The sequence below is a fragment of the Bradyrhizobium sp. STM 3566 genome (assembly GCF_045571445.1).
Classification (GTDB): Bacteria; Pseudomonadota; Alphaproteobacteria; order Rhizobiales; family Xanthobacteraceae; genus Bradyrhizobium; species Bradyrhizobium vignae.
Map to the genome: position 1 here is coordinate 7,269,889 of NZ_CP120692.1, position 21,823 is coordinate 7,291,711.

Annotated in this window: 13 protein-coding genes; 3 read left to right on the forward strand and 10 right to left on the reverse strand. The window is 63.9% G+C overall.

Annotated features, from left to right (window positions below; translation table 11 throughout):
* Window positions 1-24 precede the first annotated feature (24 nt).
* The 7 genes from P6U27_RS34510 to P6U27_RS34540 form a co-directional block, all read right to left on the reverse strand.
* Window positions 25-999, reverse strand: coding sequence for an ABC transporter ATP-binding protein (locus P6U27_RS34510; protein ID WP_407193422.1), 975 nt, complete (start codon window positions 997-999; stop codon window positions 25-27).
* A complete protein-coding gene (locus P6U27_RS34515) occupies window positions 996-2,411 on the reverse strand; it encodes an amidase (RefSeq protein ID WP_407193423.1) in 1,416 nt (471 codons plus the stop codon). Before P6U27_RS34515 ends, P6U27_RS34510 begins: the two co-directional genes overlap by 4 nt.
* On the reverse strand, window positions 2,408-2,605 hold the full coding sequence (locus P6U27_RS34520; RefSeq protein WP_407193424.1) for a hypothetical protein: 198 nt from the start codon (window positions 2,603-2,605) through the stop codon (window positions 2,408-2,410). Before P6U27_RS34520 ends, P6U27_RS34515 begins: the two co-directional genes overlap by 4 nt.
* Complete coding sequence (locus tag P6U27_RS34525; protein ID WP_162500470.1) at window positions 2,602-3,663, reverse strand: ABC transporter ATP-binding protein; 1,062 nt, start codon at window positions 3,661-3,663, stop codon at window positions 2,602-2,604. The genes P6U27_RS34520 and P6U27_RS34525 overlap by 4 nt, the downstream gene beginning before the upstream one ends.
* A 188-nt stretch (window positions 3,664-3,851) precedes the next feature.
* On the reverse strand, window positions 3,852-4,754 hold the full coding sequence (locus P6U27_RS34530) for an ABC transporter permease (protein ID WP_407193425.1): 903 nt from the start codon (window positions 4,752-4,754) through the stop codon (window positions 3,852-3,854).
* Window positions 4,755-4,758: 4 nt separating this feature from the next.
* Window positions 4,759-5,712, reverse strand: coding sequence for an ABC transporter permease (locus P6U27_RS34535; RefSeq protein ID WP_407193426.1), 954 nt, complete (start codon window positions 5,710-5,712; stop codon window positions 4,759-4,761).
* A 248-nt stretch (window positions 5,713-5,960) separates the two neighbouring features.
* Window positions 5,961-7,619 (reverse strand): ABC transporter substrate-binding protein, encoded by a 1,659-nt coding sequence (locus tag P6U27_RS34540; protein WP_407193427.1) that lies wholly within the window; start codon window positions 7,617-7,619, stop codon window positions 5,961-5,963.
* 199 nt (window positions 7,620-7,818) lie between these two features.
* Here P6U27_RS34540 and P6U27_RS34545 point away from each other — a divergent pair, with 199 nt between their 5' ends.
* Window positions 7,819-9,414: an ABC transporter substrate-binding protein gene (locus P6U27_RS34545; protein WP_122405861.1), complete on the forward strand. Its 1,596-nt coding sequence runs from the start codon at window positions 7,819-7,821 to the stop codon at window positions 9,412-9,414.
* Window positions 9,415-9,623: 209 nt separating this feature from the next.
* Here P6U27_RS34545 and P6U27_RS34550 read toward each other — a convergent pair whose 3' ends face one another.
* A complete protein-coding gene (locus P6U27_RS34550) occupies window positions 9,624-11,855 on the reverse strand; it encodes a CHASE2 domain-containing protein (protein WP_129142755.1) in 2,232 nt (743 codons plus the stop codon).
* 73 nt (window positions 11,856-11,928) lie between these two features.
* Window positions 11,929-17,787 (reverse strand): VCBS domain-containing protein, encoded by a 5,859-nt coding sequence (locus tag P6U27_RS34555; RefSeq protein ID WP_407193428.1) that lies wholly within the window; start codon window positions 17,785-17,787, stop codon window positions 11,929-11,931.
* Window positions 17,788-18,405: 618 nt separating this feature from the next.
* Between P6U27_RS34555 and P6U27_RS34560 the strand changes: the two genes are divergently transcribed.
* Window positions 18,406-19,137, forward strand: a complete 732-nt coding sequence (locus tag P6U27_RS34560; protein ID WP_407193429.1) for a transglutaminase-like cysteine peptidase — start codon at window positions 18,406-18,408, stop codon at window positions 19,135-19,137.
* Window positions 19,138-19,224: 87 nt separating this feature from the next.
* A complete protein-coding gene (locus P6U27_RS34565; RefSeq protein WP_407193430.1) occupies window positions 19,225-20,340 on the forward strand; it encodes a lysozyme inhibitor LprI family protein in 1,116 nt (371 codons plus the stop codon).
* 237 nt (window positions 20,341-20,577) lie between these two features.
* Here the strand turns inward: P6U27_RS34565 and P6U27_RS34570 are convergent, their stop codons facing one another.
* Complete coding sequence (locus tag P6U27_RS34570) at window positions 20,578-21,777, reverse strand: ABC transporter substrate-binding protein (RefSeq protein ID WP_122405866.1); 1,200 nt, start codon at window positions 21,775-21,777, stop codon at window positions 20,578-20,580.
* Window positions 21,778-21,823: the final 46 nt, after the last annotated feature.

Genomic DNA, 21,823 nt, shown 5'->3' on the forward strand with positions numbered 1-21,823 from the left:
CGCGGCTCGCCGGTTGGGCGGTGGCTACGCTGCAACCACCGGCCCTGCCAGCGCACACCTTGCCGCTCGTCCTGCCCCCACCTCGACACTCGCAGGCAATTGCTCCAGGCAGCGCGGCTGGGCCACGGCGCAGCGGGGAGCGAAGGAGCAATTGTGCGGCTTCTCGGCGAGCGAGGGTGGCGTGCCGGGGATGGTCTCCAGGCGGGCGCCGCGCTTGGCGCCGTGGATGGTGGAGGCGAGCAGGCCCTTGGCGTAGGGATGCACGGGCGAACGCACGATGTCGCGAAGCGTCCCCTGCTCCACGATCTGGCCGGCATACATCACCGCGACGCGATCGCAGATCTCGATCGCAACACCGATGTCGTGGGTAACGAAGATGACGGACATGCCGAACTCGCGCTGCAGCTCGCGCAGCAGCAAAAGGATCTGGATCTGCACGGTGGCATCGAGCGCGGTGGTCGGCTCGTCGGCCAGCAGGATTTTTGGCCGGCAGGCGAGCGCCAAGGCAATCATCGCGCGCTGGCGCATGCCGCCGGACATTTCATGCGGATAGGCATCGAGCCGCCGCTTGGCGGAGGGAATGCGCACGACCTCGAGCATCTCCAGCGCACGTGCCCTGCCCTCTGCAAAACTCTTGCCTTCATGGCGGACCACGCTTTCGGCGATCTGCGCGCCGATGGTGTAGACCGGATCGAGCGCGAGCGCGGGCTCCTGGAAGATCATCGAGACGGTCTGGCCGCGGAAGGACGATAGCTGCTCGTCGTTCATCGCGAGCACGTCCTGTCCCATCACATTGACAGTGCCGGAGATCTGCGTGCGCTTCTTCGGCAATAGCCGCATCAGCGCACGTAGCGTCACACTCTTGCCCGAACCGGATTCGCCGAGCAGGCCCAGCACCTCGCTATTGCCGAGCGACAGGCTGAGGTCGTTCACGGCATAGACCGTGCGCTCGCCGGTGAAGCGGATGTTGAGGCCTGAGATCTCGACGAGTTTTGTCATGACGGCAGTTTCGGTATCCGGTCGTGATAGTCGGTGGCGCGCTGGAACGCGGCGCCGATGGTGAGCAGGGTTGCTTCATCGAAGGAGCGGCCGATCAGCTGCATGCCGACCGGCAAGCCGCTTCTGGTGAAGCCGGAGGGCACGGTGAGCGACGGCAGGCCGAGGAAATTCACCGGGCGGGTGAACAGCGTCAGCCGCTGCAACAGCGCCGGCGCGTTCGAGCCGCCGCCGACATCGCTCTCCTCGATCGTCGGCGCCGGCACCGGGGAGGCCGGGGCGATCACCGCATCGACGCCGGCGGTTGCGGCGTTGTGGGCGGCGAGCGCAGGCCCGCGCCAGCGCATGGCCTCGAGATAGGTGATGGCGGGAACGGCAAGACCGTTCTGGAGCCGCATCAGGACCTGCGCGCCGTAATCCTGCGGACGCTCGATCATCCAGCGCTTGTGGAAGGCGGCAGCTTCGGCGGCGAGCACGAGCTGGCTGGCCGACGACAATTGCCGCTGGTCCGGCAGCTCGACCTTGACGATGTCGGCACCTTCGCGCTTGAGCACCGCGATGGTCTCGTCGAGCACGCGCGCAACCTCGCTGTCGAGATCGTCGACGTAGAAAGACGCAGGGACGCCGATCTTGAGACCCTTCAGCGAGCCTTTCGTCGCCGCGACATAGTCCGACAGCGGCTCGTGGCTGCAGGTCGGATCGGCGGGATCGGGGCCGGCCATCAGCGCCAGCAACAGCGCGCAGTCCTCGGCGGTGCGGGCGAGCGGGCCGACGGTGTCGAGTGATTGCGACAGCGGCATTGCACCGGCGCGGCTGACGCGGCCCACGGTCGTCTTCAGACCGGTGACGCCGCAGAAATGCGCGGGCATGCGTATCGAGCCGCCGGTGTCGGAGCCGAGCGCGGCATAGGTCAGCCGCGCGGCGACCGCCGAGCCGGAGCCCGAAGACGAGCCGCCGGTAATATGCGCGACGTTCCAGGGATTGCGCACCGGGCCGTAATGGGCGTTGTGCCCGGTCGGACCATAGGCGAATTCGGCGAGGTGCAGCGTGCCGAGGCGAACCTGGCCGGCGTCCTTCAGCCGCTGCAGGGCGGTGGACGTGACGGTCGGCACGAAATCGCGGCGGATCAGGGAGCCGCAGGTCGAGACGTGGCCCGCGTCATAATACATATCCTTGTGCGCGAGCGGCACGCCGTGCAGCGGACCACGGACATTGCCCTTGGCCAGCTCGCCATCGGCGGCATCCGCCGCCTTCAGCGCCGCTTCCGCTTCGATCGACATGAAGGCGTTGAGATGCGGCTGCCATTGCGCGATGCGGTGCAGCAGCGCACGCGTGACCTCATGGGAGGACAGCTGCTTCATCGCGATTGCACGCGCGACCTCGGTAAGCGTCATGAAGGCAGGCTCGGTGCTCATTTCGACACCTTCTGCGTCTGCGCGAGCACATGGCCGGCGGGCTCGAGATCGAATGGCAGCGTGCCGGCGATGGCGGCGAAGCCTTCGAAGGCAGGTCCGATGGCATTGGAGATGCGGGTTGCGATCTCGTCGTCCACGGGCACGCCGGCAATTTGCGCGATCGGCTTGATCTCTTTCGGTGTCGGTCTCGTCATTCGGTCTTCTCCCTGGGCGCGCGGCTATGGCCTGAACCCGGTATAGCCATGTAGCACGCGGCCTCATGGCCCATATTATCCAGCGCCGTGAGCTTTGGTGTCGCATTTGCGCAGAGCGGCTCCGCAAACGGACAACGGGTGTGGAAGCGGCAGCCCGAGGGCGGATCGATCGGATTGGGCGGATCGCCCGTGATCGGCGGCGTCTCGGTGCGCCTATCGGGGTCCGATGACGGCATCGCCGCGAGAAGGGCGCGCGTGTAGGGATGCGCCGGCTGATCCCAGACCTGGTCGACCGGGCCGAGCTCGACGACTTCGCCGAGATACATCACCAACACGCGGTCAGAGATGTAACGGACGACGTTGAGGTCGTGGCTGATGAAGACGTAGGTCAGGCCGAACTCGCGCTTGAGGTCGGCCAGCAAATTGAGCACCTGCGCTTCGACGGATTTGTCGAGCGCCGAGACGGCTTCGTCCAGGATCACCAGCCGCGGCGACAGCGCCAGTGCGCGGGCGATGTTGACGCGCTGGCGCTGACCGCCGGAGATTTCGTGCGGATAGCGGTTGGCGAAGTTTTCGGGGCGCAAGCCGACCTTGCCGAGCAGCTCGCGCGCCAGCGCCCGGGCCGTGCCGTCCGCCATGCCGTGGACCTTGGGGCCGAACGCGATGGATTCCTCGATTGTCAGGCGCGGATTGAGCGAAGCGTAGGAATCCTGGAACACCATCTGCATGCCGCGGCGCAGCTCGCGTAAGCTCAACGACTGCCCGACGGTCATCCCGTCATAGATGATATCGCCGTGATCGCACGGCATCAGATGCATCAAGAGGCGCGCGGTGGTGGACTTGCCGCAGCCGGACTCGCCGACGATGCCGACCGTTTCGCCCTTGGCGACGGAGAACGAGACATTGTCGACCGCACGCACGGTGCGCTTGGCAGCGAACAGCCCGCCGCGCACGGGGAAATGCTTGGTCAGGCCGTTGACCTGGAGCAGCGGCTGCGCGACGCCGCCAACGTCCTCGACCTGCTCCAGCATGGCGACGGAGGTGTTGGTTTCGCTCATGGCCGTTGTCCCTCACCTCTCCACATCGGGGAGAGGTCGGCGCGCAGCGCCGGGTGAGGGGGCACGGCAAACTCGATCGAGCGTAACCCCTCACCCGGATTGCATCTTGCGATGCAATCCGACCCCTCCCTTCGGGAGAGGTGTAGCACCTCCAGCACCGCAACTGTGTGCGTCACTCTCATCATTCGCTAATTCCTGATGTCCATGGCGCTGCGCAGGCCATCCGAGAGCAGATTGAAGCAGATCGAGACCGCGAAGATCATCGCACCCGGCAGGGCTGCGACCCATGGATTGACATAGATCGCGGTGCGCAGCGTGTTCAGCATCAGGCCCCATTCCGGCTCCGGCGGTTTCGTGCCGAGGCCGAGGAAGGAGAGACCGGCCGCCAAAATCATCGAGACCGAGATCAGGCTCGTCGCATAGACGAAGATCGCGCCCAGCACGTTGCCGAGGATGTGCACGCGCATGATGGTGAAGGCGCCGGCGCCCGAGGCGCGCGCGGCCTCGACGAAGTCCATGTTGCGCACGCCTGTGGTGACGCTTTCGGCGACGCGCGTGATTTGCGGCACGAACACGATGGTCAGCGCCACGATGGAGTTGAGAATGCCGGCCCCGAGCGCAGCGGAGATCGCGATCGCCAGCAGCACGGACGGGAAGGCGTAGAACACGTCCACCGTGCGCATGATCGCGGTGTTGAGCTTGCCGCCGACATAGCCGGCGACGATACCGAGCGAGGTGCCGATGCAGAAGGCCAGAATCACCGGCAGGATGCCGATCACCAGCGACAACCGCCCGCCATAGATCAGCCGCGCCAGCATGTCGCGGCCGAGTTCATCGGTGCCGAGCGGATAGCCTGTCGTGCCGATGTGGCGCAAGCGGCGGATCATCGAGCCTTTGTAGGGGTCTTCGAGACCGAGCCACGGTGCAAGGATCGCGGAGAGGAAGATCAGCAGCAGCACCAGCGCGCAGGCCATGCTGACCCTATCGCGCATGATGCGCCGTCCGACCGTCGCCCAATAGCCGCGCGCCTTGGTGGCAGGCGCGGCCTGCAGCGCGGCGTCGGCGGTGGCTGACAAGGGAAGCTCGCTCATCCCGCTAGCCCCGCTTGATGCGCGGGTCGATCGCGGCTTGGGCGATGTCGACCAGCAGGTTGAGGAAGACGAAGAACAGCGCCAGGATCAGGATCGTGCCCTGCAGCAGCGGCAGGTCGCGCTGGAAGATCGCGGAGTTGAGCAGGAAGCCCGAGCCTGGCCAGGAGAATACGGTCTCGATCAGGATCGAGCCGCCGAGCATGTAGCCGAGTTGAAGCCCCATCACCGCGAGCGCGGTGGGCGCGGCGTTCTTGATGACGTGGCGGAACACGCCGGTTTCGCGCAGGCCCTTGGCTCGCAAGGCTTCGACGAAATCCTGCGAGAGGATGTCGCCGGTCAGCGCACGCACGGTGCGGGTGACGATGCCCATTGGGATCACCGAGGTCGTGATCGCCGGCAACACCAGATATTTCAGGTGCGCCCAGTCCCAGGCCCAGGAATTGGAGCCGCTGGGGCCGGCGCCGACCGCGGGCAGCCAGTTCAGCTGCACCGAGAAGATGATGACGAGCAGCATGCCGAGCCAGTAATGGGGCACCGATACGCCGGCGATGGCAAAGGAGGTCGCGACCTTGTCGATCCAGGTCTCGCGGAAATAGCCGGCGATCAGGCCGAGCAGGATGCCCATGGTGAAGCCGATGATGGCGGCGGCGATCGCGAGCGTGACGGTGTTGCCGACTGCGCGAATGACTTCGGCCAGCACCGGGCGCCCGGTCGCGATGGAATTGCCGAGGTCGCCATGAAGGGCACGGAGCAGCCACAGCCCGAACTGCACCGGCAGCGGGCGGTCGAAGCCGTAGGCGGCGCGCAGCTGCGCGGCGAGCTCCTGCGACGCGTCGGCCGGCAGCACGGCGACCAGCGGATCGCCCGGCGTGATGTGCACGAGCAGGAAGCAAACCAGCGCCACGCTGATGACGATGGGGACGACATAGACAATGCGTCTGGCGGTATAGGCGAGCACTGGTCTTCTTTCTTCCTTCTCCCCTTGGGAGAAGGTGGCATAGGCCGCCTCCGGCGGCCGTTTCTTAAGTCGACGCCGAAGCGAAGCTTCGGCTGCGGCGCCGGATGAGGGGTTCTATCCGCGGATACAGTCGTTACGAACGCGAAAGGGGTGTCCGCGGAAAGAGACCCCTCACCCGGCTTCGCTGTCGCGAAGCCACCCTCTCCCACAAGGGGAGAGGGTACACCGAGTACCTTGCTAGCGCCTCACTACTGCATCGACACCAGCGAGAAGTCGATGAACCAGCTCTTCGGCTGCACGACGCCTGTCACTTTCGGGCTCATCGCGCGCGGGCCGACGTCGTGGGCGACGTAGAGGAAGGCCGCATCGTCGACGGAGGCCGCGTGCAACTCGGCGAGCGCGGCGTCACGTGCGGCGGGATCAAAGGTCTGACGCGCCTTCTTCACCAGCTCGTCGAATTTGGGGTTGTTGATGAAGCCCCAATTGTTCGAGACCGGCGGCGCCATGCCCGATTGCAGGAAGCGCACCAGCGCGAAGAACGGGTCCATCGCTGCATAGGTCACGTTGGTCGCGTGTGAGCCGTTGGCGCTGGGATCCTTGGCGCCGCGGCGCCAATTGGTGAACAGCGTATTCCATTCGATGACGTCGAGCTGCACATCGAAATAGCATTCGGCCAGCGCCTGCTGGAGGTACTCGTTCATCGGCAAGGGCTGCATCTGGCCCGAGCCGGACGCAGACGTCTGCGTCTTCACGGTCAGCTTCTTGTTGGGACCATAGCCGGCCTCCTGCATCAGCTTTTGCGCAGCCGCCTTGTCATACTTGATCTGGAAGGTGGGATTGCCGCGCCAGGGATGGCCGGGCTCGAAGGTGCCGGTTGCCGGCACCATCAGGCCGGCGAGCAGGCCGTCCCTGAGGCCTTCGCGATCGACGCAGAGGTTCGCCGCCTTGCGCACGCGGATGTCGTTCCAGGGCGAGCCCTCGACGCGCGAGAACTGCCAGGGCCAGACATGCGGCTGCTCGTTGGCGTAGAGCTTGAAGCCGCGCTGCTTGAGTTCGGGCAGCGCGTCCGGTGCCGGCGCCTCGACCCAATCGACCTGCCCGGAGAGCAGCGCGGCGGTGCGCGCATTCGCTTCCGGCATCGGCAAGAGCACCATCTTGTCGATCTTGGGCACGCGCGCCTTGTCCCAATAGTTCGCATTCTTGACGAGCTCGAGCCGTTCGCGCGGGGTGAAGCTTGCCATCTTCCACGGGCCGGTGCCCGAGGCGTCCTTGGCGAACGCGGTCCACGCGGCCTGCGACTTCGCCTTGGCATCGGCACCTTCCGCCTTGTCGTAGAAGGCCTGCCACTTCGCCGGGCTCGCCATGAACAAATTGGTGAGGTTGATCGGCAGGAAGCTGTCGGGCTCCTTGGTGGTGAGCTCGACCGTCATGTCGTCGATCTTCTTCGCGGAGGCCAACGTCGGCATGCGCGAGGCCGTGACGCCGACCTGGCTGGCGTCGAATTGCGGCGCGTCTTGCTTCAGCACTTTCTCGACGTTCCACACCACCGCATCCGCGTTGAACGGCGAGCCGTCATGGAAGCTGACGCCGGGGCGCAGCTTGAAGATCCATTTTGTCTTGTCGGCATCGTCGACCTTCCACTCGGTGGCAAGGCCGGGGATGACCACGCTCGCCTTGTCGGCGGAGGACAGATCCCAGCCGGTCAGCGCGTCATACATGGTGAGGCCGGTGAAGCGGTTGCCTTCAAAACCCTGATCGGGCTGGCCCAGGGTGCGCGGAATATCGGCAGCGGTCATGCCGATGCGCAGCACAGTTTCCGCAGCTACCGCGCGTGGCCATGCGGCCGCGCTGCCGAGCGCCAAGAGCGCAATCAGCGCCGCGCGGGTCTTGTTGTTCTTGATTAGCATCGCCTCAGTCCTCTTCCGGCTTTCGATGATTAATTTTGATGCAATCGTATGCAATGGCTATGCCAGGGAGAAACTTATTCTGCAAATTGCCCATGCGGCGACAAGTCCTTGTGATGACGCACCGGCGGAAACGGCGCGCTGCCTATTCTGGCATCAAGATTGCACGTTTGGCTTCGACGTCTCCTGGGAGCTTTGGGCCATGCGTATTCGTCTGTCGACCTGTCTCGCCGTGCTTGCGCTGGCGTTGTCCGCGATCTCAGCGGGCGCCGAAACGGTGGTGCGCTATGGCATCTCGATGGCGGACATTCCGCTGACGACGGGCCAGCCCGATCGCGGCGCCGGCGCCTATCAGTTCACCGCCTACACGATCTACGATCCGCTGGTGGCCTGGGAAATGGATGTCGCCGATCGACCCGGCAAGCTGGTGCCGGGCCTCGCCACCGAATGGAAGGTCGACGATGCCGACAAGACCAAATGGCGCTTTACCCTCCGCAAGGGCGTGAAGTTTCACGACGGCAGCGAGTTCAACGCCGACGCGGTGATCTGGAATCTGGACAAGGTGCTCAACGATAAAGCGCCGCAATTCGACAAGCGGCAGAGCGCGCAGGTGAAGACCCGCCTGCCCTCCGTCGCCAGCTACGCCAAGATCGACGACTTCACGGTGGAGATCACCACCAAGACGGTCGATTCCTTCTTCCCCTATCAGATGCTTTGGTTCCTGGTGTCGAGCCCGGCGCAGTACGAAAAGCTCGGTAAGGACTGGGACAAGTTCGCAAGCCAGCCCTCCGGCACCGGCCCGTTCAAGCTGACGAAGCTGGTGCCGCGCGAGCTCGCCGAGCTCAGCAAGAATCCGGACTACTGGAACAAGAAGCGGATTCCCAAGGCCGACAAGATCGTGCTGGTGCCGATGCCGGAAGCGCTGACGCGCACCAATGCGCTGCTCGCCGGACAAGTGGACCTGATCGAGACGCCGGCGCCGGATGCGGTGCCGCAGCTGAAGGCGGCCGGCATGAAGCTCGTCGACAACGTCACGCCGCATGTGTGGAATTATCATCTCAGCGTACTGCCGGGTTCGCCCTGGACCGACATCCGCTTGCGCAAGGCGCTGAACCTCGCGATCGACCGGGAGGCGGTTGTCGGCCTGATGAACGGTCTCGCCAAGCCCGCCAAGGGGCAGGTCGATCCGTCGAGTCCATGGTTCGGTAAACCCAGCTTCGAACTGAAATATGACCTGGCTGCAGCGAAGACGCTCGTCGAGGAGGCCGGCTACTCCAAGGCAAAACCGCTGAAGACCACCTTCATCATCGCGCAAGGAGGCACGGGGCAGATGCTGTCGCTGCCGATGAACGAATTCCTGCAGCAGAGCTTCAAGGAGATCGGCATCGAGATCGACTTCAAGGTCGTGGAGCTCGAGACGCTCTATACGCATTGGCGCAAGGGCGCGGCCGACGAGATGAACGCCGGCATCACCGCCAACAACATCGCCTATGTCACCTCGGACCCGCTCTACGCCATCGTCCGCTTCTTCCATTCGGGGCAGATCGCGCCTGTCGGCGTCAACTGGGGCGGCTACAAGAACCCGAAAGTCGACGCGCTGATCGACGAGGCCAAGCAGACCTTCGATAGCGCGAAGCAGGATGAATTGCTGGCGCGAGCGCATGCGCTGATCGTGGATGATGCCACGCTGGTCTGGGTCGTCCATGACACCAACCCGCATGCACTGTCGCCGAAGATCAAGCACTTCGTGCAGGCGCAGCACTGGTTCCAGGATCTGACGACGATCGGGGTGGAGTGAGGGGCGCCCGAGCACGCGCCTCAATGAACGTGGTCGTCGCGGCCTTCGTTGGGGCGACCGCCCGGGGTTATTGCGCACAATCGCCCCAGCAGACTCGTCATTGCGAGCGTAGCGAAGCAATCCAGGATCTTTCCGCAGCGGCAGTCTGGATTGCTTCGCTTCGCTCGCAATGACGGAGTGTGGGCGACTGCGAAGCCCACCCCACATCCCTACTTCGTCAGCAGCGCATATGCCCCGGTCCAGCCCTCCGCCGGCGGATTGACCTGGAAATCCCTGATCCTCGCCTCGTAAAGCCTGAACAGCTTCTCCAGCGTGTCGGCGTCCTCGCTCTTGCGGCCCCGTTCGATCGCATCCAGTGCGCCCTGCCAGTCGCGGCTGCGGTAGCAGCCGAGCATCTCGATGGTGATGTTGCGCAGGCGCTGGAACGCGCCCGAATGCATCACGTCCTCGCGGCCCGCGATGGCGTAGATCACTTCCGGCTCGGTCTTGCCCTTGACCATGATGAAGTCGAGCTCGAGGATCGCGAACTTCTCCTTGGCGGCGAGTGCGGTCCTGGAGCCGACAATGATGGGAAAGCCGTACTCCTTCGACTGGCCTTCCAAGCGCGAGGCCAGGTTCACGCTGTCGCCGAGCACCGAATAATTCTTCTTCAGGTCGGAGCCCATGTTGCCGACCACGCCGATGCCGGTGTTGAGACCGATTCCGACGTTGAGCGGGATGTAGACATGGCCGCCGTCGGCCGCTTCCTGCTCGCGCTCCCTGTTGACGGCATCGATCTTCTCGAGCATCTGGATCGCCGCCTCGCAGGCGTTGACCTCGTGCTCGGCATCGTCGAGCGGCGCGTTCCAGAACGCCATGATGGCGTCACCCATGTATTTGTCGATGTAACCCTTCCGCTCGATGATGACGTCGGTCAACGGCGTCAGGAAGCGGTTCATCAGCGCGATCAGCCCTTGCGGATCATGCTTGTAGCTCTCCGAGATCGTGGTGAAGCCGCGCACGTCGGAGAACATGATCGTCATCTCGCGCTCCTCGCCGCCGAGCACGAGCTTGTCCGGCGACTGCGCCAGCTGCTCGACCAGCACCGGCGACATGTATTGCGCGAACATGCCGCGGATCTGCACGCGCTGGCGCTGCTCGCGGACGAAGCTGGCAAAGATCAGCGTCAGATAGATCGCGGTGGTCGAGAGCAGCGGATAGGTGAAGTCGATGAGATAGCGGTACCGCGCGTAGAAGAACCAGGACACCCCGATGAGGATCGCCGCGAACATCGCGCCGGCAAGCACCAGACGGACGGGGCCGAGATTCGGGGTGAAGATGATGACCAGAATGCCGATGATCATCGCGGTGAGCAATTCGACGCCAAGCGCGTAATTCGGGCGAGAGATCGCTGCGCCGGTCAGCACGCTTTCGAGCACCTGGGCATGAATCTCGACGCCCGGCATGGCCCGCGACACCGGCGTGGTCTTGATGTCGTTCAGACCGACCGCGGAGGTGCCGACCAGCACCAGCTTGCCGGCAAGCTTGCTCGGCGGCACCATGTTGTCGAGGACATCGGCCGCCGAGACGTAGATCGATGGATCTTGCCGGGCATAGTGCACCCAGAGCTGACCGTTCTCGTCGGTCGGAATCTCGACGCCTTTGATGCGGATCGCGCGGATGCCGGTCTTGTCGGTGCGCACCAGCAGGGTTGGTGTTCCCGTGACGACCCGCAGGATTTCGAGGCTGAGCGAGGGCATGATGTTGCCCTGCGCGCGCATGATCATCGGCACGCGCCGGATCAAGCCGTCGCGCTCGATTGGAATACTGAACAGGCCGCGCCCCGCCGCGACCTTCTCGATGACAGGGACGTTGCGGAGCAGACCGGGGAACTCGAACAGGAAACGCTCGGCGTTCTCTTCTCCGACCGTGGCAACGCCGGTGAAGGGCAGCGTCTTGTCGATTTCCGACGTGACCTTCTGCTGCCCCGTCTCGCCCAGCACCACGCGCGAGTGCTTGATCGCGTCGGACAGGATCTGGTCGTTGGACGGCAGCTCGCGCAGCTTGCCGCGGGTGGCGTCATCGAGATAGCGCATCTGACCCGCGACCAAATCCGGATTGAGCCGGTCGGCTTCCGAGAACACCACGTCGAAACCGATCGCCACCGCGCCGTTGTTGGTGAGGTTCTGGATCATGTCGGCGATGCGCGTGCGCGGCCATGGCCACTGGCCAAGCTTGGCGAGGCTCTTGTCGTCGATGTCGACGATGGTGACCGGCCGCGCCGTCTTGTGGCGCGGATCGATCAACTGGAACATGTCGAAGACGCGCAGCCGCAATTCCTGGATCGGCGGCGGATCCCAGAGGCGGGCGCCGGCAAACAGAACCAGCAGCGCAAGGCACATCAGCCGCGCAAAGCCGAACTTCTGGGCAAACCACCGCCGCAGGATATTGAGACGCTTCATAGGGCCTGGATATCACGCTTTTGCGGCGAACGGCAGCGCGGATCGCGTGTGCAGACGCGCGGCGCGCCGGCAATCAGGCATTGAAGATAAAATCGCCGGCCTTGAGGTTCGCGGCAATGACGTTATGCAGCAGCAGGGACTCGTGCTCGATGACAGGCGCCCCCTCGCGCCGAGTGATCTGCTGTTGCCACGTCACCATCGCATCGCCGGACTGCTGGACGATGGTGAGATCGTTGATGGAGCTCACGTCCGAGAACTGGCGCAGGTCGATCTTGTCCACGCCAGTCGTGAAATCGATAATGGTGTGCGTGAAATCGGTGATCGGCTGAGGGCCATAGCCGATTGAGCCCGGCGAGAACACGAACTGGTCCTTGCCGGCGCCTCCAGTCAGCGTGTCCCCCGTCTCGGTCGCGAAAATGACATCCTTGCCGTCGGTGCCTTCCAGAGTGACGCCTTGGCCGGTGTCGCCCGCCTCGTTGAAGATGAAGTGGACGGTATCGAACAGGCCGGTGGTCTTGTCCGTAACCGTAAGCGTGATCTGATCGGTATTCGGCGGCGTCTCGCCCGGATAACAAGTGACGCCATCCGTGAGGACCGAGTTGATGTCATCGAGGGATCCCCACGCTGCGCCCGGATCGACATTGCTGTCCGGATCATGGGCGGTGACCGCCGTGATCTTGAAGTCATGCGTCGCGGCGTCGGGATCGGTATCGAGGACCGCTAGATGGGTAATGAGATCAGTGCCGCCCTCGTTGTCGTGCCAGACGTAGAAGTGCGTGGTATCGATGACGGGGCCGCTGTCGTCGTTGGCTCCAGTCAGGTCTACCGTGAGCGTTGCAGTGCCGGTCGCGCCATGCACGTCCGTGGTCTGCACCGTGAAAACATCCGAGTAGGAGCCTTCCGGCAGCGCGTTGATGGCGGCGGCGTTCGGAACGTAGCTGTAGCTGCCGTCCGGGTTGACCGTCAGCGAGCCGTACAGTCCCGTCGCCGTCCCATGACAATCCGCATTGAGGACCGCATAGGTCAGCGTCGCCGTCTCACCGCTGTCGGCGTCGGTCCCGGCGAGGTGGCCGGTGAGGCTAGGGAAGGTGTCGGTCGCAGCCGTGTCCGTGAGCGGGCCGATGTGGAGATCGGCAAGCTTCGGCGCATCGTTGGTGCCGGTGATATTGACGGTGACGACTGCGCCCGCGCCAGCACCATGGGCATCCGACGGAACGATCGTGTATTGCAGCGACAGCGTCTGGCCGGCGGCGAGGAAGTCGAAGGCCTGTCCCTGCGAGTTGAAGGACCAGCTGAACTGTGCGTGAGTGGCGGTGCCGTTCAGGATATCGCCGGACGGAACGGCGAGATAGTTCAACAGCGCCTCATGGGACAGCCCGCCGACATTGCCGGTTTGCGCTATGCCGTCGAGAGAGACCTGCAGCTGGCTGACCGATACCGTGACGTGATCGATCGCGTCGACGTCGGAGACCGCCAGCACACCGTGCGCAAGCTGGCCGGCATTGGTTTCCATGAGATCGGCGATGGTCCCACCCGGGCCGGAGGTGCCGCTCGTCCAGTCCGCATCACCCTCGATTGCGAGGCTCTTGGCAGGGTTGACGGCATTGGAAGCCGTGGTCCCACTGCCGTCGCTGAGCTGATAATACGCTGCAAGGTCCGTCTCACTGCCCGTGAGCGCGGTGAAATCGATCGACTGGATCTGCGCCTGCGTGAGCGCGGTGGTCCAAACGCTGACATCGGCGATCGCGCCGTAGAAGCCTTCCGCCCCGAAGCCCGCTGCGCCCGAGTCGCTCGCGGCACCAATCATCATGTAGGACGCAGACGGATTCGACGGACTGCCGTCGATCGGGTTGACCGTCCATGAGTGCGAATATTCGAGGTGCCCATCGAGATAGAGTTTGAAGGTGTCATTCTCGCGGGTCAGCGCAATGTTGTGCCACTGCGACGCCGTGAGTGCCACGCCGGTATCGGCGATCTGGCGGCCGCCCGCTAGAATCTGCAGCTCCATCGTGCCATCAGTGTTGACGGTGCCGAGGAGACCGAAACCGGTGGTCGAGGTGTTGCCGTTGTAGAACAGGATCTGGCCGTGACCGGCATCTGCTGCGCCGTTCCAGTTGACCCAGCCGTCCAGCGTCACGTCATCGGTGGCCGCAGTCGGCACCTCGCCGACGGCGATCGTCTGGCCGTCGAAATTCATGTAGTCCGACGTCACATAGGAAACCGCCGGCGCATCATTGGTGCCGGTGATCGTGACGGTCACGTCCTGGCTAACCTTGCCGCCATGGTGGTCGTCGAAGGTGACGGTGTAGACCTGAGTGATGGTCTGCCCTTCCGCCAGCGACTGCAGCACGGGATCGTCATTGTCCAAAGTGAAATGCCAGCCCAGCGTCGCGCCGTTGCTGGCTTCGGTCACCGACGAATCGATCGAGAACGTGCCGATATGCGAACCGGTCCCGAAGCCCGGCAGATCCGTGCTGACGGACGACGACTTGAACGACCACTCCGCCGTGTGGGTGTCGATCAGGTCGAGGTCCTGGATCGCCAGCGTGCCGCCGGTCGTCAGCGACGCGCCCTCGTCCTCGGTGACCGCGCCCCTCGCCGCGTCGGCATCACTCGTGATCGTCGGCGCGTCGTTGGCACCGTTGATCGTGACGGTGACGTCCTGCGAGACCTGCGCGCCGTGATCGTCGATGAAGGTGACGGTGTAGACCTGGGTGATGGTCTGGCCCTCGGCCAGCGATTGCAGCACCGTATTGCTGTTGTCGAGACTGAAGTGCCAGCCCAGGGTCGCACCATTGTCGGTGTCGGTGTTGAATTCGTGCACCGACGGATCAATCGTGAAAGTGCCGAGCGGCGTGTCATCGTCGAAGCCCGGCAGATGCGCACTTGACGTCGACGACTTGAACACGGCCTGCGCCGTGTGGGTGTCGATCAAATCGAGATCCTGGATTGCCAGCGTGCCGTCGATCGACAGAGTGGCGCAGGTATCCTCGGTGACGCTCCCCGAGGCCGCTGCTGCATCGCTGGTGATCGTGGGCGCGTCATTGGTACCGACGATCGTGACCGTGACGTCCTGGGATACCTGCGCACCGTTGTTGTCGGTGAAGGTGACGGTATAGACCTGCGTGATGGTCTGCCCCTCAGCCAGCGACTGCAGCACCGGATTGCCGTTGCCGAGCGTGAAGTGCCAGCCCAGCGTAGCACCGTTGCTGGTGTCGCTGTTGGATTCGGTCACCGACGGATCGATCGTGAAGGTCCCGAGCTGCGTGTTGCCGTCGAAACCCGGCAAATGCGCGCTCGACGTCGCCGACTTGAACACGGCCTGCGCGGTGTGCGTGTCGACTAGGTCGAGATCCTGGATCGCCAGCGTCCCGCCGGTCGACAGCGTCGCGCCGGCGTCCTCGGTGACGGTCCCCGTGGCCGCGCTTGCATCGCTCGTGATGGTCGGGGCGTCGTTGGTGCCGGTAATCGTGACCGTGACGTCCTTGGTCACCGTCCCGCCGTGATGGTCGTCGATCGTAACGGTATAAATCTGCGTGATGGTCTGGCCCTTGGCCAGCGACTGCAGCACCGGATCGTTGTCGTCGATCGTGAAGGTCCAGCCGACCGACCCGCGGGAGCTGACGCCTGGGCTCTCGCTCACCGGTTCAAGCGCGAACGTGCCGATATGCGAGGTGCCGTCGTTGAATCCGGGCAGATGCACGGTCGAATTCGTCGACTTCAGGACGAAGCTCGCGGTGTGCGTGTCCGTGAGATCAGGATCGCTGAAGGTGATGGTGCCGTTCGCGGTGAGCGTGGCCGCCGCATCCTCGGTCACCGCACCGGTCGAGGTGGTGGAGTCCTCGACGATCGTGGGCACGTCGTTGGTGCCCTCGACGTTGACGTCCGCACCGTTGATGGACACCGTGATCGGCGTGCTGACCACGCCGCCATGTCCGTCATCGACCTGCACCACATAGTTGAGGGTCAGCGTCTCGCCTTCGGCGAGGAAATCGAACAAGTGGTCGGGGACGCTGTAGGTCCAGGTCGCCGAGCCATTGTTGGCGTTCCCCGCGCCCTGCACCACCGTCAGCGGCACCTCGACGGCTGCGATCGCGGCGAGTTGCTGCGGCGTCAGCGTCGCGGTGACGTCGTGGCCTTGCGCATCGAGATATTTGAACGGCTGACTCGACGAGAGCGCCGCGCTGACGATCGGCCGGTCCGTCAGATCGACGTCGGCGAAGGTGACCGTGCCCGTGATGGTGTCGAGGGCCTCGTTGCCGCTCCCGACCTTCTCAATGACGGTTCCGCCCGACGTCGCGACGGTCGGCTTGTCGTTGGTCCCCGTGATCGTGATGGTGATCGGGATGAACGCGGACTCGGGGCTGACTACGAAATTGGTATCGACGCGGACCATGTAGGTCAGCGTCAGGGTTTCGCCGGCGGCCAGGAAGTCGAAGACCTTGTCCGGGATCGTGTAGGTCCAGACCGCCGAGCCGTTGTTGTTGTTGGCTGGGTCGGCAACGACACTGATGTGGATTTGCGTCGCCGCGATATCCTGCTTCTGCAGCGCGGTGAGCGAGCTGGTGACGTCCTGCTGGCCGGCGTTCTTGTAGACATAGTTCGGCGCCTCGGCGAGGCTCATGCTCACCGACGGCCGATCGCCGAGATTTTGATCGACGAATCTGATCAGACCGGAAACCGTGTCGGCATGCGTGTCGCCGGTGGTGTCCGCGCGTTCGGTCAGCGCGAACGCCGTCTTCACATTGCCGCCGAGATCGAAGCTTTGCGCAATCGGCTGGCCGGGAATGCGGACGACGGGCGGCGTGGACGTGCCAGGATTGTCATGTCCCTGCGGATTGAGGTTGACGAACGTCGCGATGACGACTGGGCCGGATCCCGACTTGAACACCAGGTCCTGGCCGAACGGTGTGATCGTGTCGGTGAAGTTCGTGGTCAGCTTGGTGTTGGTGTTGTTGTCGGTGAACTTCAGCGTGAACACGTCCGTGATCAGCTTCTGCACCTCCGGCGACATCAGCGCATTGGAGATCGAGACGTTGCCGCCGCTGATCTGGATCATCTGGCCGGCCTGGTTGACCGTCGCGATCGGCAGCAGTGTGATCTTGTCGAACAGGATGTAGGAGCCCGTCGTGCCATTCGGCTCGACCAGCACCTGGAAGCTCGCCTGCGGCTGCGGATCGCCGCCGCCGGCGGGAACGACGAAGTTGATCTGGGTCAGCACCGCGGTGCCGCGGATGCCCATGGTCGCGACCGGCGTGTCGACCTTCATGTCGCCGTGCTTGGCGGTCTCGCCGGCGACGAAGGTGATGGTGCCCGCAACCAGGCTGAGTAGCGAGGAGTTGCTCGACCCGTTGGGGTCATAGACCATCTCGTTCAGCACCATCCGCGCATTGGAGGACAGGCCGAACACGGTGCCGTCGATGAAGGTGATGCCGAGCGTCGAGTCGGCGCCGGTCGAGACCACGTCGCCCTTCTCGACATTGTCACCGTTGTTCAGGATGACCGAGACGCCGTTGCGGATCGCGGTCGCGCTGCCCACGAGCTTCGTGACATGACCGATGACCTGAGCCGCGGCGGCGCCGGGCGCAGCCTGGGCGATCTGGACGTGGCCGGTGAGGGCGTTGACGATGTCGCCGGTGAGGTGGGCGCCGTCGGGCGAGGCGATCGCGGCGCGCTTGTCGCCCCTGAAATAGTCGTGAACCACGAACTCATGCCCTTCATGGGACAGCACGAGATCGAGGCCGGCGCGCTTGAACTCGCCGTTGAAGATCAGGTTGGGGTCGGGAACAATGAACGCGCCATCAGGCACATGACCATGCGCCTTTGCGATGAAGGGCTTGGCCACAGAGGGATCGGCATGGACATAGGCGGACGCGCTGGAACCCTCGCCGTTCAAGGAGGTCGCGGCGTCAAATTTGCCAGCGTAATTCAACCGGGCACCGTAAAGAGGTTAAAATCTAAGTAAGTATCGACTGCTTAAGCTTGCTTAGCATTACCAAGTCCTTAGCGAAACCGTCTACTGCTTGTGTGATTTCGCGTCACTTGGCCATAACAGCCGCCCCAGGGCGGCGCTTTCCCAGAAAAGGCAAAGTAATATTTCAAGCATTCTGAAGTCGAAACAAGCTTAGATGCACGCATTTCCCGTCACCCCAAGTCATCTATCGTACAGTTGGTTGAACAGATACTTGCGTCATCTTTCCTTCGTGGTGCCCTGCAACATCCTGCGGCAAATACGGGGCCAAATCTGTGAGCTAACTAACAGAACCCGTGAAATAGCGGGCTCTTAGCCATAAGAGGCGGAATCGGCAGCCCCGCAACTTCTGCCTGCAACTGGCTCGATTTCGCGGCAATGAGGCCCTCCTTGCCCTCGAATCGTAAAATTTTACGCAATTCGGGCATGTCCGTTTCAGCCTGTCACCCGGTTTTAGGGCCCGTGCTGGGCGCGTTAAGCAGAACAAAACGGCCCGCCTCACACTATCTCCGCGAAAGCAACAAAGCCCGGCACGTCGAGATCGAGGATATCTCGCGAAGCCCGGGAAGGGGATGTCAGATGGAGACCGCTGCTCGCTCGCGCGCCTGGCGCGCAATCCTTGTCTTGTGCGGCTTGGTCCTGCTCGGATCGGCCGCCGAGCTACGCGCCGGCACGCTGCTGTCGCCGGGCGCCGGCGTCCTCGTGCGCAAATCCGCCGAACCGTTCGGCGTATTCGCCTTCGCCATCTCGTCCGGCAGCCTGCAGCAGAAATGGTCCGCACTGAGAGACAAGTTCGACGACGACATGGTGCAGCTCGCACTCTGCGACGGCGACCGCGACAATTGCGCGTCCCCGGCGGCCTTGAAACTGCTCGCCATCGTTGACCAGGCCCGCGCCCGCGACGGCCGCGCGCGCCTTGGCGAGACCAACCGCGCCATCAACCTCGCCATCCACGCCGCCAATGACGGCACCGACGACGTCTGGACCTCGCCGCTTGCGACCTTCGCGCGTGGCGCCGGCGATTGCGAGGATTATGCCATCGCCAAGCTGGCCGCGCTGCGACTGGCGGGCGTTGCCGCTGAAGACCTCCGCATCGTCGTGGTGCGCGACGTCAGGGCCGGCGAGGAGCACGCGATTGCCGCAGCGAAGCTCGACGGCCAGTGGCTGATGCTCGACAATCGCCGCATGACGATGGTCCGGGACGACGCGACGCGGAGCTATCAGCCGCTGTTCGTGCTCTACCGGTCGGCGGTGATGAAGTATGTCGACGAACCGGTGCAGGTCTCGATGGCGGCCGGCGAGGCGCGCTGATCACCTCGGCTGCACTCCCAACACAAACCCATTTCGCCGCGCGATCCCAGACGCTAGCATGGCGCCTTCCATGCGGGGGCGACTGGAATGCGATTCATCGTGCTGTCTGTGCTTGCGCTGCTGGCGTTCTCGGCGGCGCCCGCGTCCGCGCAATCCGACCGCTCGGTCACCGAGAGGCTGCCGCTGTTTGCCAAGAACAACTGCCAGCAGATTCGCGATCCCGGCAACCAATTATTCTGCGCTGACGCCGAGCTTGCCGCCGCCGCCGAGAATCTGAGCATCGCGATCGAGGCGCGGCTCGCCCGCCTGCCCGATCGCCTGCCCGCAATCGAGGAGAATGCGATCTGGATCCGCCAGCGCAACCTCAGCTGCGGCATCGTCGGCCAGACCGCGATCCGCGCCGACGAATTCGACCGGGTGAAGGGGTGCCTGCTCAAGGTCACCGAAGAGCGCGCCGCTATCGTGCGCGACCCTGATTTCGACTGCCTCGCGGCCAACACCGCGGCGGGCGCGCTGATCTGCGCCGAGCCGTCGCTGGCGCTTGCCGAAACCGAGCTCAACGGCCAGGTGCTCGGTCTGATCGGCAAGCTGGACCCGACCGCCGCGCGCTTTGCCTTCGCCGAATATGGAAGGTGGACGCGAGAGCGCGACCGCAAATGCAATCTGGTCGGCAAGGAGAACGTGCCGCTGCAAGAGCTGGAATCCGCGGAGGACTGCCTCGCCGACCATTTGAAGCGCAAGAGCGACGAAATCCGCGCGGCGAAGGGCGATCCCAAAAAGGTGTTCGGCCGGCAGGTCGCGGCCCGTTCGCCCGACACCGACGCCGTCGATTTCTGCGCCGCGCGAATCCATGCGGCCAATTCCTGCGGCAACTTCCTGCGCATCAACCGCGTCTATGCGCTCGACAGCCAGGTGACCGAGCAGGAGGCGCAGGTCACGGGCGAGATCGAGATGGCCGTGCTGGCGCCCTTCACCATGTGCAGCAAGGTCGCCTCCACCTGCACCGGGACCTGCTGGGACGCGAGGACGGGTCGTCCGCAGCCGGGAGCCGGCAACAAGGAGCGCTCCGCAGAAGCCTTCAACGTCACGCGCCGCCTGCGGATCCAGCGAACTTTCGCCTTCGTGAAAGCCGCCGACGGCTGGCGCTGCCGTGAGGACGAGCTGGCCCCGGTGAATTCGGGGACGGCAGGCGGGGGGTCGTAGCAGGGCTATCGCATTTGAGCGCTTTTCTCTGCGGCCATCCTTCGAGACGCCCGCTTAAGGCGGGCTGCTCAGGATGAGGACGGAGTGCGCGGCGCCAGATTCAACGGCACTGACGCCGATTGGCCTCATCCTGAGGAGGCGCGTAAGCGCCGTCTCGAAGGACGAGGTGTGCGCGCAGGCCGCCGCAACGAGTCATATGCGATAGGCCTGCCGCAGGCGGGGAGAGGCGAAGAAGCATCAAAACATCAGATTGTCCTTCACCAGCACCCAACGGCCGCCCTTGACCTGCTGCACCTGGGTGATGGTGTTGGCAAGATGGTCGGTCTTGGAGAACTTGGTCGGCGGCGAGTTGAAGATGTCGAGGAATTTCTCGCCCGACTCGAGCGCGTCCAGCATCTTCTGGCCAGTGAGATCCTTGCCGGCCTTGCTCGCGTAGAACGCAAACGTCATCATCGCATTGTAGCCGATGATGGCCTGCGTGTTTGCGTCCGTGCCGAACATCTTCTTGTAGTTGACGAGCCAATCCTTCACTTTGCCCTTGGCCGTGTCCTCATAGGGAATCTCGAAGCCGCTGGCGGCATAGAGACCCTCGACGGCGTCCTTGCCCAGCGCCGGAACCTCCATCACGTTGGTGGGGGTGGCGCCGAGGAAAGTGACGTCCCAGCCGAGCTTCTTGGCTTCGGTCATCGCCCCGATGGTCTCGCGCAGCACGGTGCCGAGCACGACGAGGTCGCAGCCATCGGATTTCATCTTGGCGACCTGGGCGCTGAAATCGGAGGCGCCGCGCTTGTAGCTCGTGATCGAGGCCGGCTGCACCTTCATGGCCGTGAGCTGCTGGTTGAAGCCGTCGAGCACGTTCTTACCGTACTCATCATCCTGATGCATGATGCAGGGCTTCCTGAAATTCTTCCACTCCATCATGTATTTCAGCGCGGCCCGCGTGCTCTCGACGTAGGGCAGCAGATTGTTGAACTTCAATCGCTCCTGCGGCTTGGCCGGATCGAATTTGAAGGTGAACTCGGCCGCCGTCAGCGGGAAGAGCTGCAGGACGCCGGCGTCGAAGAGGATGTCCTGCGCGGCGAGCACTGTCGGCGACCCCATCGGCCCCACCATCGCGAAGATCTTGTCGCGCTCGATCAGTTTCTGCGAAGCCAGCACGGCCTTTTTCGGATCATAGCCGCTGTCCTCGACGACCAGTCGAATCTTGCGGCCGTTGATTCCGCCGGATGCGTTGATCTCCTCGGTCGCCATCTTCATGCCGTTTGCGACCGGCACGCCCCACCCCTTGATCGGACCCGACAAATCCTGGTGAGTGCCGATGACGATCTCGGTCGCCGAGATGCCCTCGTTGGTGACCTTGGTTTGCGCTCCGGCCGGCAGACAGGTGAGCACCACGGCACTCACAGCAAGGCCGAATGCGCTGAACGATTTCGACATCGACGTCTCCTCTCCTAAAGGCCCGTGTTGGACGAAGGGCGAGGGC